The following is a 15,536-nucleotide window of genomic DNA, read 5'->3' on the forward strand; positions in this document are numbered from 1 at the left end:
TTTTTCTAAGGAAAATATAAGCTATGTTTTAGGAAGGGATTTTATACTGGGTTCATCAAAAAGAAACGAGGACTCTCACATGACAATGACGATTAAAGTAAATTATCAAAAAACCTTTCAAGAAGTAGTAAAGGCAGACAGGCTTGCTACAAAATAGTAGTTATTAAGGGCGGTAGAGCCCTTTTTAAATACTTGCTTTAGGCGAAATATGATAGATTTTTAGTAGATAGAATCGGCAGAATCACGCTATACCAATTTTTATTCTTGACAAGTAAAAGAAACAAGTATATACTGTTTTTGCTGATTCTGCAAAGCGAGAATTAGACTATACCAATTCAAGGGGAAAGCACAGCTTGTCTGTGTCGTATATACTATGTGTGGAATTGTTGGTGTTGTTGGAAACACAAATGCAACTGATATTTTGATTCAAGGACTTGAAAAGCTCGAATACCGTGGTTATGATTCTGCGGGAATTTTTGTTCTAGGTGGTGCTGAAAGCCATTTGGTGAAAGCAGTTGGTCGTATCGCAGAATTGTCTGCTAAGACAACTGGGGTTGAGGGAACAACTGGTATCGGACATACTCGTTGGGCCACTCACGGTAAACCAACAGAAGACAATGCTCACCCACATCGCTCTGAGACAGGACGTTTTGTATTGGTCCACAATGGGGTGATTGAAAATTATCTTGAAATCAAGGAAGAATACCTTGCAGGACACCACTTCAAGGGACAAACAGATACTGAAATCGCTGTACACTTGATTGGAAAATTTGTTGAAGAAGACGGCATGTCAGTACTTGAAGCCTTTAAAAAAGCTCTTCACATCATCCGTGGTTCTTATGCCTTCGCTTTGATCGACTTTGAAAATTCAGATGTCATCTATGTGGCTAAGAACAAATCACCACTTTTGATTGGTCTTGGAGATGGTTACAACATGGTATGCTCAGATGCTATGGCTATGATTCGTGAAACTAACCAATACATGGAGATCCATGACCAAGAGTTGGTTATCGTGAAAGCTGATGGCGTTGAAGTGCAAGACTATGATGGTAATAGCCGTGAGCGTGCTAGCTACACTGCTGAACTTGACTTGTCAGATATCGGTAAGGGAACTTACCCTTACTACATGCTTAAAGAAATCGATGAGCAACCAACAGTGATGCGTAAGTTGATCCAAGCCTATACAGATGAGGCTGGTCAAGTAGTGGTTGATCCAGCTATCATCAAGGCTGTTCAAGACTCAGACCGCATCTACATTCTAGCAGCTGGGACTTCTTACCACGCAGGATTTGCTTCTAAGAAGATGCTAGAAGAATTGACAGATACGCCAGTTGAACTTGGTATCTCATCTGAGTGGGGCTACGGTATGCCACTTCTCAGCCAGAAACCACTCTTCATCTTTATCAGCCAATCTGGTGAAACAGCAGATAGCCGTCAAGTTTTGGTTAAGGCCAATGAAATGGGAATTCCAAGCTTGACAGTGACAAACGTGCCAGGATCAACTCTTTCTCGTGAAGCTAACCATACCATGCTTCTTCACGCAGGTCCTGAAATTGCCGTTGCTTCAACCAAGGCTTATACAGCACAAATCGCAGCTCTTGCCTTCCTTGCGAAGGCGGTCGGTGAAGCAAATGGCAATGAAAAAGCCAAAGCTTTCGATTTGGTTCACGAATTGTCTATCGTGGCTCAGTCTATCGAATCAACTCTCTCAGAAAAAGAATTGATTGATAGCAAGGTGCGTGAGCTTCTTGAAACGACACGCAATGCCTTTTACATTGGACGTGGTCAAGATTACTACGTAGCCATGGAAGCCAGTCTCAAGCTCAAAGAAATCTCTTACATCCAGTGTGAAGGTTTTGCAGCTGGAGAGCTCAAGCACGGAACTATTGCTTTGATTGAAGAAGGAACGCCTGTCTTGGCTCTCTTGTCAGATCCAGTTCTTGCCAACCACACTCGTGGAAATATCCAAGAGGTGGCAGCTCGTGGTGCCAAAGTGCTCACTATCGCAGAAGAAAATGTTGCTAAAGATACCGATGATATTGTCCTTACGACCGTACACCCTTACCTCTCACCAATCTCAATGGTCGTACCAACGCAACTGGTCGCTTACTTTGCAACCCTCCACCGTGGACTTGATGTGGACAAGCCACGTAACCTTGCCAAGTCAGTAACGGTAGAATAAACCCAAAGTTTAAATCATAAGCAAAAGTGAACTAAATAGTTTTCTGGAAATCAGAATGCTGTCTTGTTCACTTTTTTTGTATACTTAATGAAAATTAATGACCAAACTAAGGTGTTTAGGCAGATATCTCACAGAATAGCTTTGAGGTTCTAGATAAGAGTAACGCAGTCAGTCTCATTACACCAATTTGATATTGTAGAGAAAACGGATCAAGGCCTCAGCCAAGATAGTTCTAGCCTAGATTGAAGAGGATTGATTCATACTCTTCGAAAATCAAATTCAAACCGCGTCAACGTCGCCTTGCCGTATATATGTTACTGACTTCGTCAGTTCTATCTACAACCTCAAAGCAGTGCTTTGAGCAACCTGCGGCTAGTTTGCTCTTTGATTTTCATTGAGTATCACTCCTTTTAAGAATTCATGAGAAATAAATCTAAAATTAAATGTTATCCCAGTTTCTATTAAAATTAGAATTCTTTTTGAAAGCTATGCTTGTGAAAGACTGGAAAGCTATAAAAAAACTCTAAGAGCTGGACGATAAGGATCCAACTCTTAGAGGAGTGAGTGTCGTATTTTACTTGCGATATAAACGATCGTATTGGTAGTAAGGATCAAAGGTTACATTGATTCCTAGTTTGCGAAGAACATTTTTGTCTTCGTCTGTTAGGATAATCGTAGAGTGAGCTTCGCTTCCTTTGAGGTTTCCGAGTTCTTTCATGGCACGATCTGCATCAGGATTCTGCATAGCTGTGATTGCAAGTGCGATAAGGATTTCATTTGAGTGGAGTCGGGGATTGCGGCTACCCAAGTGATTGATTTTCAAACCTTGGATTGGTTTCACCACTTCTGGTTCAATTAATTTTGTTTCAGCATCAATATTAGCTGATTTCTTGATTGCATTGATCAAAGCAGCAGCTGTTGGACCAAAGAGTTCTGAGTTCTTACCAGTAACGATTTCACCAGAAGGTAATTCAAGAGCTAGAGCAGGTCCGCCTGTTTCTTCTGCTTTTTGACGTGCGGCAACAGCAACTTTTCTATCAGCTGGTGTGATACCTAGGTCATTCATGAGAAGCTCAATCTTCTTCACAGCAGTTTCTCCAACCTTCTCAGCTTTGAAATCAAGAACTGTCTGGTAATAGCGACGGATAATTTCCTGTTTAGATGCTTCAATGGCAGCGTCGTTATCAGTGATTGCAAAACCAACCATATTTACACCCATGTCAGTTGGAGATGCATAAGGAGACTCACCTAAGATACGTTCCAGCATACGCTTAAGAACAGGGAAAATTTCAATGTCGCGGTTGTAGTTGACTGTGGTTTCTCCATAAGTTTGGAGATGGAATGGGTCAATCATGTTGACATCATCTAGGTCTGCTGTAGCAGCTTCATAAGCCAAGTTGACTGGGTGATGAAGTGGGAGATTCCAAACTGGGAAGGTTTCAAATTTGGCATAACCAGACTTGATACCATTGATTTGGTCGTGGTACATGTTAGACATACAAGTTGCCAACTTACCTGAACCAGGCCCAGGAGCAGTCACGACAATCAAGTTACGACTAGTTTTGATATAGTCGTTTTTCCCCATACCTTCAGGAGAAATGATGTGATCCATATCTGTCGGATACCCCTTGATAGGGTAGTGAAGATAAGAGTCGATACCATTTTTCTCTAATTGATTACGAAAGGCATCAGCTGCCGGTTGGCCTGCATATTGAGTAATGACAACTGAACCAACAAAGATACCGAGTTCATTGAATTTATCGATCAAACGAAGCACTTCTTGGTCATAAGAAATGCCCAAGTCTCCACGAGCTTTTGAGTGCTCGATATTGCTAGCGTTGATGGCGATGACAACCTCAACTTGCTCCTTCAATTCTTGCAAGAGTTTGATTTTGTTATCTGGTTCATATCCAGGAAGGACACGAGCAGCGTGGAAATCTTCTAACATTTTGCCACCAAACTCCAAGTAGAGTTTGCCGTCAAATTGGTTGATGCGCTCCAAGATATGGTCGCGTTGTAGATTTAAATATTGTTCAGAACTAAAAGCTTGTTTTTTCATTTTTTTACCTCTGACCTCTATTATATAAAAAAAATGGAAGATTAGAAACTAGAGAGTCGCAAAAGTGAGAAAAAAAGACAAAGCAAACGCTTGCATAAAATTGATAAAAGGTCTATGATGGAGTAAAGTCAATTTTAAATAGAGGTAAAAAGATGCAAGAAAAATGGTGGCACAATGCCGTTGTTTATCAGGTCTATCCAAAAAGTTTTAAGGATAGCAATGGAGATGGGATTGGTGATTTGCCTGGGATTACCAGTAAGCTAGACTATCTAGCTAAGTTAGGGATTACAGCGATCTGGCTTTCTCCAGTCTATGATAGCCCCATGGATGACAATGGTTATGATATTGCCAATTATCAAGATATCGCGGCTATTTTTGGCACCATGGAAGATATGGATGAGCTCATTGCTGAAGCCCAAAAACGAGACATTCGAATCATCATGGACCTAGTTGTCAATCATACATCCGATGAGCATGCTTGGTTTATCGAAGCTTGTGAAAATCCTGATAGTCCTGAGCGAGACTACTATATCTGGCGTGATGAACCTAACGAATTGGAGTCAATTTTCAGTGGATCTGCCTGGCAATATGATGAAAAGTCAGGCCAATATTACCTGCACTTTTTCAGCAAGAAGCAACCAGACCTCAACTGGGAAAATGAAGAACTACGCCAAAAAATCTATGAGATGATGAATTTCTGGATTGATAAAGGGATTGGTGGATTCCGTATGGACGTCATTGACATGATTGGGAAGATTCCTGATCAGAAGATTGTCAACAATGGTCCTATGCTCCATCCCTATCTCAAGGAAATGAATCAGGCTACTTTCGGCGACAAAGAGCTCTTGACAGTAGGGGAGACTTGGGGAGCAACACCAGAGATTGCCAAACTCTATTCAGATCCTAAAGGACAAGAACTGTCTATGGTCTTCCAGTTTGAACATATCTGTCTTCAGTATCAGGAAGGGCAACCTAAGTGGCAGTACCAAAAAGAGCTAAATGTAGGGAAATTAAAAGAAATTTTCAACAAATGGCAGACAGAGTTGGGAGTTGAAGATGGCTGGAATTCCCTCTTCTGGAACAACCATGACCTCCCCCGTATTGTTTCTATCTGGGGAAATGACCGAGAATACCGCGAAAAATCTGCTAAAGCGTATGCAATCTTGCTTCATCTCATGAGAGGGACTCCTTATATTTACCAAGGGGAGGAGATTGGGATGACCAATTTCCCATTTGAAAAGCTGGATCAAGTAGAGGATATTGAATCCCTCAACTATGCGCGTGAAGCTCTTGAAAAGGGTGTTTCAATGGAAACAATCATGGATAGCATTCGTGTGATTGGACGTGACAATGCGCGTACTCCAATGCAGTGGGATGAGACAAAAAATGCTGGTTTCTCAGACGGACAACCTTGGTTGGCTGTTAATCCAAACTATGCGAAGATAAATGTAGAAGAAGCTTTAGCAAATCCAGATTCTATCTTCTATACTTATCAAAAATTGGTAAACATTCGTAAGGAAAATAGCTGGTTGGTTCGTGCTGACTTTGAACTTCTTGATACGGCTGAAAAAGTTTTTGCTTATATCCGTAAAGATGGAGACCGTCGTTTCCTAGTTGTGGCCAATTTGTCCAACCAAAAGCAAGAGTTTGCAGTTGAAGAATCAATCATATCTGTCTTGATTGAAAATACCTCAGTAGAAGCAGCTTTAGCTACACAGAACTTGGCTCCATGGGATGCCTTCTGTATCGAATTAGCCAAATAAACCTAGAAACTCAAGTGTCCAAAGATGCTTGAGTTTTTTTCTAAAATAAGTGTAAAAACTTCTTTAATAAATATTAGTTTGAATTTTCTAAAAAATACCCTTAAAACCCTTGCTTTTATATAAAAATAGGGTATAATGGTGAAAAATAGTATTTTAAAGGAGAATACCGATGAAATCGAAAAAGTGGCTCGCAGTAGCAGGGATAACGATGAGCGCAGCTCTTCTTTTGGCGGCTTGTGGCAAGACTGAGAAAAAAGCAGATGCTCCAACAACATTTTCGTATGTTTATGCTATTGATCCAACAACATTGGACTATAGCGTTACTAGTAAAAGTTCAACATCAGATGTCATCGCCAACCTGGTCGACGGACTCTTGGAAAATGACAAATATGGAAACTTGATTCCATCGCTTGCTGAAGACTGGTCTGTTTCACAAGACGGTTTGACCTACACCTACAAGCTACGTAAAGGTGTCAAATGGTATACTTCTGAAGGGGAAGAGTATGCTGAAGTCAAGGCCCAAGACTTTGTGACTGGTTTAAAACATGCTGCAGATGGTAAATCAGATGGCCTAACACTTCTCCAAGACTCTATCAAGGGTTTGGCAGAGTACGTTAGCGGTGAAACAAATGACTTCTCAACAGTTGGAGTTAAAGCAATTGACGACTACACTGTTCAATACACCTTGAACAAACCAGAAAGCTTCTGGAATTCTAAGGTAACAACAGCAACCATGCTCCCAGTTAATGAAGAATTCTTAAATTCTCAAGGGAAAGATTACGGTGCAGCAGCTCCTTCAGGGATTCTCTACAATGGTCCTTATATTTTGAAGAACTTCACTTCGAAATCCGTGATCGAGTATGAAAAGAACCCAAATTACTGGGATAAAGACAATGTGAAAATTGACCACGTCAAACTGACTTTCTACGATGGTTCTGACCAAGAATCATTGATTCGTAGCTTTGCGTCAGGCTCATATACGACAGCTCGTCTCTTCCCAACTAGTTCAAGCTTTGATTCAACGAAGAAAGAATACGGCGATAAAATTGTCTATAGCCCACAAGAAGCAACTAGCTATTACTTTACTTTCAACGTAAATCGTCAGTCTTATAATAAAACAGCCAAGACAGATGATGCCCAAAAAACATCAACTAAAGAAGCGCTTCTCAATAAAAACTTCCGTCAAGCCATCAACTTCGCTCTTGACCGTCATGCTTACTCTGCACAGATGAATGGCGAAGAGGGTGCAGACAAGATTATCCGTACCAGCCTTGTGCCTTATGACTATGTTCAGGTTGGTGAAAAGACCTTCGGTGAATTGGCTCAAGAACAATTGGTAACATACGGAGACCAGTGGAAGGATGTAGCTTTGACAGATGGTAAAGATACCCTTTACAATCCAACAAAAGCAAAAGCTGCCTTTGAAAAAGCAAAATCAGAATTGCAAGCTAAAGGTGTAACCTTCCCAATCCATTTGGATATTCCAGTTGAACAGACAGATGTCATTGCTGTACAGCAAACTAACTCTCTCAAACAGTCTGTCGAAGCAGCGCTTGGAAGTGAAAATGTTGTCATCGATGTACTTCAAATGACTGACAATGAGAAAATGAGCATTACATCTCAAGCTAAAGTTCCTTCTCAAAAAGACTATGACTTGAATGGAACTGGTTGGGGGCCAGACTATCAAGATCCGGCAACCTATCTCAATATCCTAGATGCTAAGAAAGGTTCTGCCCTTAAACACTTGGGTATCACAAAAGGAAAAGATCCAGAAGTCATGGCTCAAGTTGGACTTGATGAGTACAAGAAACTCTTGGATGATGCAGCATCAGAAACGAGCGATCTCAACAAACGCTATGAAAAATATGCCAAAGCACAAGCATGGGTTTCAGATAGCTCACTCCTTATCCCTGTAGCATCTTCAGGTGGTTCTCCGACAGTTAGTCGTACAGTGCCGTTTACAAAAGCATATTCTCAAGTTGGTATCAAGGGTGATCCATTTGTATTCAAAGGCTTAGAGTTGCAAAACGATATTGTAACCACTAAAGAATACGAAGAAGCTCTCAAGAAATGGCAAAAAGAGAAGATTGAAACAAATGCTAAATATCAAAAAGAGTTAGCAAACCACGTTAAATAGCCTTTGCCAATGAGTAAAGAAATCCAGTTTTTAAGCTGGATTTCTTTTTTTGTTTTATTGCCGATGAGAGATCGATTAGTATATAACTTTACTTTTAGGTCAAAATTTGATAAAATAGTTTCATGTCACAAAAGCTAACATAAAAGGAGGAATAAAACATGAAACTTAAAAAACGTTTGATTGGAGCAGGTTTGACACTTGCTGCTGCGGTCCTATTGACAGCATGTGGCCAGTCAGCATCAGACGGTAAAACATACTCGTCTACCTTTGGTGCAGATCCGACAACCTTCAACTATCTCTTGGACTACGCTGGTGATAACACTGCTATTGTAACCAACTTGGTAGATGGTTTGCTTGAAAATGATAACTACGGAAATCTCATTCCTGCTCTTGCAGAAGATTGGAGTGTTTCTAAGGATGGTTTAACTTATACCTACAAACTTCGCCAAGATGCCAAGTGGTATACAGCTGACGGTGAAGAATACGCTCCTCTTAAAGCCCAAGACTTTGTAACTGGTATCAAGTACGCTGCTGACAACAAAGGACAAGCTTTAGACTTGATTCAGAACTCTATCAAGGGCTTGGACGATTATGTAACAGGTGCAAATACTGACTTTTCAAATGTTGGTGTCAAAGCCATAGATGACTATACTGTACAATATACCTTGACTCGTCCAGAGCCATTCTGGAACTCAAAGACAACCAACAGTATTTTGTTCCCTGTTAATGAAGAATTCCTATCTTCTAAAGGAAAAGATTTCGGAACCTTGAAACCTGATAGCATTCTTTATAGCGGGCCATATTTGTTAAAAGATTTTACATCTAAATCATCTATCGAGTATGTGAAAAATCCACATTACTATGACCAAGAAAAAGTAACGATTGAAAAGGTAAAATTGGCCTACTTTGACGGTTCAGACCAAGACTTGACAATCCGTAATTTTGAAAGTGGTGCTTACTCATCTGCAGGTGTTTATCCAAATAGCTCAAACTTCGCAAAGACTAAGGAAAAATACAAGGACAATATCGTTTATAGCTTGCAAGATGCAACATCTTGGTACTATAACTTTAACGTTAACCGTGGTGCTTATAACCATACTGCAAAAACAAGCGATGAGCAAAAACAAGCAACTCAAGCTGCAGTTTTGAACAAAAACTTCCGTCAGGCAATTAACTTCGCCATTGATCGTACAGCATACTCAGCTCAATCAAACGGTGAAGAAGCAGCTAAAAACACTCTTCGTAACTCGCTTGTACCACCAACTTTCGTACAAGTTGGAGACAAGACTTTTGGTGAAACAGTTGCTTCAAAATTGGTCAACTATGGCACACAATGGTCAAATATGAATCTTGAAGATGCTCAAGACGGTTATTTCAATAAAGATAAAGCACAAGCCAAGTTTGCAGAAGCTAAGAAAGAATTAGAATCTCAAGGTGTGAGCTTCCCAATTCATTTGGACTTGCCTGTAGACCAAGTTAACAAGACCTTGCTTTCAGGAACAAACTCAATCAAGCAATCAATCGAATCAACACTCGGTTCTGAAAATGTAGTGGTTGATGTTATCCAAGTATCGACAGATGACTATGCAAATGCTACCTATCAAGCACCAACTCCAGCTGATCATGACTATGATTTGAACCTGGATGGCTGGTCAGCTGATTACCAAGATCCTTCGACTTACCTCAATCCTTTCAACTCTGAAGATGGATTCTATCTCAAGATTTTGGGACTTGATCCAAGCAAGGATGCAAACAAGATTACCAGTCTAGGTTTGGACCAATATACTCAAAAATTAAAAACAGCAGATGCAGAAAATACAGACGTAGCGAAACGCTATGAAAACTACGCAGATGCCCAAGCTTGGTTGATTGATAGTTCCCTTCTAATCCCAGTTGTGTCAAACGGTGGTAGTGCTTCAGTGACTCGTGTGACACCATTTACACGTGCTTACTCACTAGTTGGTATCAAAGGAACTGGAAGCAACTACAAGTACATGAGATTACAGACAGATGTTGTTACAAGCTCTCAATTTGCTGAAGCCAAGGCTAAATGGGAACAAGAACGCAAAAATGCAGTCGAAAAGAGTCAAAAAGACTTTGAAAGTCACGTAAAATAAGTATAAGAAGAGGTTGGGACAAACATCCCAGCCTTATTTTTTATTAGCGATAAGTTTTCGATGTGACAGCTGGTTGGATTTTTTGTTAATTTTTCGGATTCTAGAAATCTTTTTTGGGGAAAATCTTGTATTTCTTATCTACACTCTTCGATAACCCAGTCGATTGTTAAAATATAGTAGATTGAACTTAGAATAGTACGTTACAGATTCTAAAACATTTTTAGAAATTAATTTGACTTTCCTAGCCTCTTTGTTCACATCTTATTTCAATCCACTATATCGTAGATTTGGAACTAGGAAGTTGAGGTTTGGTTTAACAGTTTATAGTCCCGTCTTTTTTAGGTCAGATACTTCCTTCAAGCGACATTTTAGCCATTTCATCATTGGAATTTACTATTCATGTTTTTAAGGTGTATAAAAACGGTTGCTTAATATATCTTGGTGGTATCCAGTACTACTTTGTGATATAATGGAAATAAAAAAACTTTGTAGAGGTGTAAGTTGAGTAGACATTCAAAAGAAAGAAAAACGAGCAAGATTCAACAAAGCATCAATATTATTTTGTTGTTTGTATATATAGTACTTGCTTGTTTTTTGCTGTTTTTAATATTCAGATATCATATTTTAGAAATTAGCTATGCCAATGTCCTTATAGCGATTGTTATGATCTTGCTTGCGTTAATAGCTTTATTTTTGATTCTAAAGAGAAAAGCTAAGATCTTCACCATGATTTTACTATTGGTGTCGGTATTTGTTAGTTCCCTTTCTTTGATTGGAGTTCATCAATTTATCAGCCTAGCAAATCAACTCAATGCGACATCTAACTATTCTAGTTACTCTATCAGTGTTGCAGTTTTGGCGGATAGTGAGATTGGAAATGTCTCGGAATTATCCAGTGTGACAGCTCCAACCAAAACAGATGCAGAAAATATTAAAAAACTGCTCGATGATATTAAGACAAGTCAGAGCAAAGACTTAACGGTTGAAGAGAGTGCTTCCTATCTTGCTGCTTATAAGAGTCTCTTATCTGGAGAGACCAAGGCAATCGTTTTGAACAGTGTCTTTGAAAATCTGATCGAGCAAGAGTACCCAGACCATGCCAAAAAGATCAAGAAGATTTATACCAAAGAACTAACCAAGAGTGTTGAAGCGCCTAAAGTTTCTCAAAACAAGGCTTTTAATATCTACATCAGTGGGATTGACACATACGGACCGATTAGCTCCGTTTCTCGTTCGGATGTCAATATCATTATGACGGTCAATCAAGAGACCAAGAAAATTCTCCTGACAACAACGCCTAGGGATGCTTATGTGCCCATAGCTGATGGTGGCAATAACCAAAATGATAAATTGACCCATGCAGGTATTTATGGCGTGGATGCTTCCATTCATACCTTAGAAAATCTCTATGGAATTGATCTGAATTACTATGCACGACTCAACTTCACTTCCTTCTTGAAATTAATTGACCTCTTAGGTGGTGTCGATGTTTATAATGATCAAGACTTCACATCTCTTCATGGGAACTATCACTTCCCTGTTGGAAATGTTCATCTAAACTCTGAGCAGGCTCTAGGCTTTGTTCGTGAACGTTATTCCTTAACTAATGGTGATGGAGATCGTGGACGTAATCAACAAAAAGTCATTGCTGCCATTATTCAAAAACTAACTTCGGCAGAAGCCTTGAAGAATTTTGATAGTATCATGCAAGGCTTGCAAGATTCTGTACAAACCAATATGCCTCCTGAAACCATGGTTAGCTTAGTAAATGACCAACTAGCAAGTGGGGGAAAATATACTGTCATCACTCGAGATCTAAAGGGAACTGGTCATATGGATCTTCCTTCCTATGCCATGCCTGATAGTAACCTTTACATGTTAGAGGTTGATCCAAATAGCTTAGAGACACTCAAAACAGAGATCAAAGATATTATGGAAGGAAAATAAGATGATTGATATCCATTCACACATAGTTTTTGATGTAGACGATGGCCCAAAGGATAAATCAGAGAGTGTAGCGCTTCTGAAGGAAGCCTATGCTCAAGGAGTCCGTACCATCGTTTCGACTTCTCATCGTCGGAAGGGAATGTTTGAAACGCCAGAGGAGGACATTGCAAGAAATTTTAAAGTTGTCAAGGAGTTAGCTAAGGAGATTGCTCCCGACTTTACCATCTTGTATGGGGCAGAGATCTATTACAGTAGTGATGCTTTAAATAAATTAGAGAATCAGCAGATTCCACAGCTAAATGGCACCCGTTACGCCTTGATAGAATTCAGTATGAATACCCCTTATCGTGAAATCCATAGCGCATTAACCAATGTTTTGATGTTGGGAATAACTCCTGTTATTGCCCATATAGAACGTTATGATGCTTTGGAAAATAATGAAAAAAGGGTGCGGGACCTCATCGATATGGGATGTTATACCCAAGTCAATAGTTCGAGCATCCTCAAACCAAAATTGTTTGGTGATACTTATAAATTTATGAAAAAGCGTGCTCGCTATTTCTTAGAGAGGGATTTGGTCCATATAGTTGCTAGTGATATGCATAATCTAGATGGTCGTCCACCTTATATGCGAGAGGCTTACGAGATAGTGAGCAAAAGGTATGGCCAAGATAAGGCTAGGGAACTCTTCGTGGAAAATCCCGAAAAAGTCATTAAAGATCAAATAATATAGGAGTTAAAATGAAAGAACAAGATACTATTGAAATCAACGTTATTCAGTTGTTAAAGGCGCTATGGAAAAAGAAACTGCTAATCCTTCTTGTAGCCATCGTAGCAGGAGCCGCTGCATTTGCATATAGTAGTTTTGTGGTTGAACCTGAATATAAAAGTACTACTCGCATCTATGTCATTAATCGTTCTCAAGGTGATAAAGCATTGACAAATCAGGATTTGCAGGCAGGAACATACTTGGTTAAGGACTACCGTGAAATCATTCTTTCTCAAGATGTTTTAGAGAAGGTGGTTTCTGATCTTGGCTTGACCATCAATGCAAAAACATTGGCGAAAAAGGTTCAGGTAACAGTTCCCGCAGATACACGTATCGTATCTATTTCAGTTAGCGACCATAAACCAGATGAAGCAAGTCGTATTGCAAATGCGCTTCGAGATGTCGCAGCACAAAAAATTGTTGCTGTAACCCGAGTGTCAGATGTGACTACCCTTGAAGAAGCGCATCCAGCTACTAGTCCTTCATCACCCAATATCCGTCGTAATACTATGATAGGTGCTGGTGCTGGAGCAGGATTGGTTATTGTCGTCGTTCTATTGATTGAACTATTGGATGACCGTGTCAAACGTCCAGAAGATATCGAAGATGTTATGAAAATCTCACTCCTTGGAGTCATTCCAGACCTGAATAAATTAAAGTAAGGGAGAACTTATGGCAAAGTTAGAATTATCACAACAAAAACTGAACTCTGTAAAAAAAGCAGAAGAGTACTACAATGCTTTACGTACAAATATACAACTGAGTGGAAATAACTTAAAGGTTATTGCAGTCACATCAGTCGATCCTAGTGAAGGGAAATCTACAACTTCTACCAATATTGCTTGGGCTTTTGCGCGTGCAGGGTACAAAACACTATTGATCGACGCCGATATCCGAAACTCAGTCATGTCTGGAGTATTCAAATCAAGAGAAAAAATCACTGGTTTGACAGATTATCTGGCTGGTACCCAAGACTTGTCAAATGGCCTTTGTGAGACAAATGTTGAGAATTTATTTATGATCCAATCAGGAGCAATTTCACCAAATCCAACAGCTCTTCTTCAAAGCGCCAACTTTGGAAGTATGATTGAAACCTTGCGTAAATATTTTGACTATATTATCGTTGATACTGCTCCGATAGGAGTCGTGATTGATGCGGCTATTATTGTACAAAAATGTGATGCATCTATTCTAGTCACAGAAGCTGGTGTGGCAAAACGAAGAGAAGTTCAAAAAGCTAAAAGTCAGTTAGAACAAACAGGAATGCCATTTTTAGGTGTGGTTCTGAACAAATTTAATATTAAACGTGAAAAATACGGTTCTTACGGTTCATATGGTTCATACGGGAAAAAATAAAATGAAGTAAGGGAGTTTAGTATGGAGGGAAGAGGTTTCTATAATGTAACTTTGGCATTCTTACAGAGTATTCTTGTTAGTTTATTAGCTTATATACTGATTGCAATTTCAGAAACTGATATTGTTCTCAATACAGTGCTTGTCCTTTTTTTTCTACACTTTGCAGCCTTTTACATTAGTGGCTACGGTAAGGATTTTTTCAAACGAGGTCAATATGTTGAGTTAGTAGAAACGGTCAAATACATCCTCTTTTATGCCTTGTTGATTAGTTTTTCAAGTTTCTTCCTGAAAGAAAAATTTGTGATTTCTAGACGAGGGATGCTCTATCTGCTTTCCTTGTATGGTGTTTTGAATTATCTACTCAGTTTCTTTGTGAAGCGTTATTGGAAAACCTTTAACCACAATTTGAAGAGCAGTCGTAAAATTTTGTTGATCACAGCGATGTCTCGTACCGAAAGAGTAATGGACCGATTATTAACTGCTAACGATGTTCAAGGGGAACTAGTCGCTGTATGTGTCCTAGATATGCCAGAATTCACTCATGAAAAGGTGACGGTTGTTCCAAGGGAACAGTTGCTCTCTTATGCAACGCACGAGGTAGTTGATGAAGTTTTTGTCAATCTTCCAAGTGAGGACTATGACATCGGGGCTATTATTTCTCAGTTTGAAACGATGGGAATCGATGTTACAGTCAATCTCAATGCTTTTGATAAAAACTTAGGTCGAGATAAACAAATCCATGAGATGGCGGGCTTGAACGTAGTGACATTTTCTACAAATTTTTACAAGTCAAGCCATGTGATTGCTAAACGAATCCTTGACATTTGTGGTGCTATTGTTGGATTGATCTTTTGTGGGATTGCTAGCCTATTTTTAGTTCCCATGATTCGAAAAGATGGTGGGCCTGCAATCTTTTCACAAACTCGTATCGGAAAAAATGGTCGTCACTTTACCTTTTATAAATTCCGTTCGATGCGAATCGATGCTGAAGCTATCAAGGAACAGTTGATGGATCAAAATACGATGCAAGGTGGTATGTTTAAGATCGATAACGATCCTCGAGTGACTAAGATTGGGCAGTTTATCCGAAAAACTAGCTTGGATGAATTGCCACAATTTTGGAATGTTTTGATTGGAGACATGAGTCTAGTCGGTACACGCCCACCAACTGTAGATGAATACGAAAAATACACACCTGAACAAAAA

Annotated in this window: 10 protein-coding genes; 9 read left to right on the forward strand and 1 reads right to left on the reverse strand. The window is 39.5% G+C overall.

What is annotated here, in order from left to right:
* Positions 1–373: 373 nt before the first annotated feature.
* Positions 374–2,182: a glutamine--fructose-6-phosphate transaminase (isomerizing) gene (glmS, locus tag O3633_RS09745; RefSeq protein WP_371621143.1), complete on the forward strand. Its 1,809-nt coding sequence runs from the start codon at positions 374–376 to the stop codon at positions 2,180–2,182.
* Positions 2,183–2,756: 574 nt separating this feature from the next.
* Here glmS and O3633_RS09750 read toward each other — a convergent pair.
* Positions 2,757–4,241 (reverse strand): DUF1846 domain-containing protein, encoded by a 1,485-nt coding sequence (locus tag O3633_RS09750; protein WP_045762827.1) that lies wholly within the window; start codon positions 4,239–4,241, stop codon positions 2,757–2,759.
* Positions 4,242–4,393: 152 nt separating this feature from the next.
* Here O3633_RS09750 and O3633_RS09755 point away from each other — a divergent pair, with 152 nt between their 5' ends.
* The 8 genes from O3633_RS09755 to O3633_RS09790 all read left to right on the forward strand — a co-directional run.
* Positions 4,394–6,004: a glycoside hydrolase family 13 protein gene (locus O3633_RS09755; RefSeq protein ID WP_371621144.1), complete on the forward strand. Its 1,611-nt coding sequence runs from the start codon at positions 4,394–4,396 to the stop codon at positions 6,002–6,004.
* 169 nt (positions 6,005–6,173) lie between these two features.
* Complete coding sequence (locus O3633_RS09760) at positions 6,174–8,141, forward strand: peptide ABC transporter substrate-binding protein (protein ID WP_371621145.1); 1,968 nt, start codon at positions 6,174–6,176, stop codon at positions 8,139–8,141.
* 158 nt (positions 8,142–8,299) lie between these two features.
* On the forward strand, positions 8,300–10,258 hold the full coding sequence (locus O3633_RS09765; protein WP_371621146.1) for a peptide ABC transporter substrate-binding protein: 1,959 nt from the start codon (positions 8,300–8,302) through the stop codon (positions 10,256–10,258).
* 501 nt (positions 10,259–10,759) lie between these two features.
* Positions 10,760–12,205 carry an LCP family glycopolymer transferase CpsA gene (gene cpsA / locus O3633_RS09770; protein WP_371621147.1) on the forward strand — a complete coding sequence of 482 codons (1,446 nt, stop codon included), beginning with the start codon at positions 10,760–10,762 and terminating at the stop codon, positions 12,203–12,205.
* A 1-nt stretch (position 12,206) separates the two neighbouring features.
* The gene (gene cps4B / locus O3633_RS09775; protein ID WP_371621148.1) at positions 12,207–12,938 is read left to right on the forward strand and encodes a capsular polysaccharide biosynthesis protein Cps4B; all 732 of its coding nucleotides are present in this window, start codon (positions 12,207–12,209) and stop codon (positions 12,936–12,938) included.
* An 8-nt stretch (positions 12,939–12,946) separates the two neighbouring features.
* The gene (locus O3633_RS09780; protein WP_371621149.1) at positions 12,947–13,636 is read left to right on the forward strand and encodes a CspC family polysaccharide chain length determinant protein; all 690 of its coding nucleotides are present in this window, start codon (positions 12,947–12,949) and stop codon (positions 13,634–13,636) included.
* 10 nt (positions 13,637–13,646) lie between these two features.
* Positions 13,647–14,330: a tyrosine-protein kinase gene (locus O3633_RS09785; RefSeq protein ID WP_371621150.1), complete on the forward strand. Its 684-nt coding sequence runs from the start codon at positions 13,647–13,649 to the stop codon at positions 14,328–14,330.
* 21 nt (positions 14,331–14,351) lie between these two features.
* A partial coding sequence (locus O3633_RS09790) for a sugar transferase (protein ID WP_371621151.1) occupies positions 14,352–15,536 on the forward strand: 1,185 nt, incomplete at its 3' end.

The sequence above is a fragment of the Streptococcus sp. 27098_8_22 genome (assembly GCF_041432415.1).
In the GTDB taxonomy this organism is placed as follows: Bacteria; Bacillota; Bacilli; order Lactobacillales; family Streptococcaceae; genus Streptococcus; species Streptococcus pseudopneumoniae_M.

Excerpts from the sequence above, each read along its gene's own strand:
- glmS (WP_371621143.1), top strand. The coding sequence starts at position 374 with ATGTGTGGAATTGTTGGTGTTGTTGGAAACACAAATGCAACTGATATT.
- O3633_RS09750 (WP_045762827.1), bottom strand. The coding sequence starts at position 4,241 with ATGAAAAAACAAGCTTTTAGTTCTGAACAATATTTAAATCTACAACGC.
- O3633_RS09755 (WP_371621144.1), top strand. The coding sequence starts at position 4,394 with ATGCAAGAAAAATGGTGGCACAATGCCGTTGTTTATCAGGTCTATCCA.
- O3633_RS09760 (WP_371621145.1), top strand. The coding sequence starts at position 6,174 with ATGAAATCGAAAAAGTGGCTCGCAGTAGCAGGGATAACGATGAGCGCA.
- O3633_RS09765 (WP_371621146.1), top strand. The coding sequence starts at position 8,300 with ATGAAACTTAAAAAACGTTTGATTGGAGCAGGTTTGACACTTGCTGCT.
- cps4B (WP_371621148.1), top strand. The coding sequence starts at position 12,207 with ATGATTGATATCCATTCACACATAGTTTTTGATGTAGACGATGGCCCA.
- O3633_RS09780 (WP_371621149.1), top strand. The coding sequence starts at position 12,947 with ATGAAAGAACAAGATACTATTGAAATCAACGTTATTCAGTTGTTAAAG.
- O3633_RS09785 (WP_371621150.1), top strand. The coding sequence starts at position 13,647 with ATGGCAAAGTTAGAATTATCACAACAAAAACTGAACTCTGTAAAAAAA.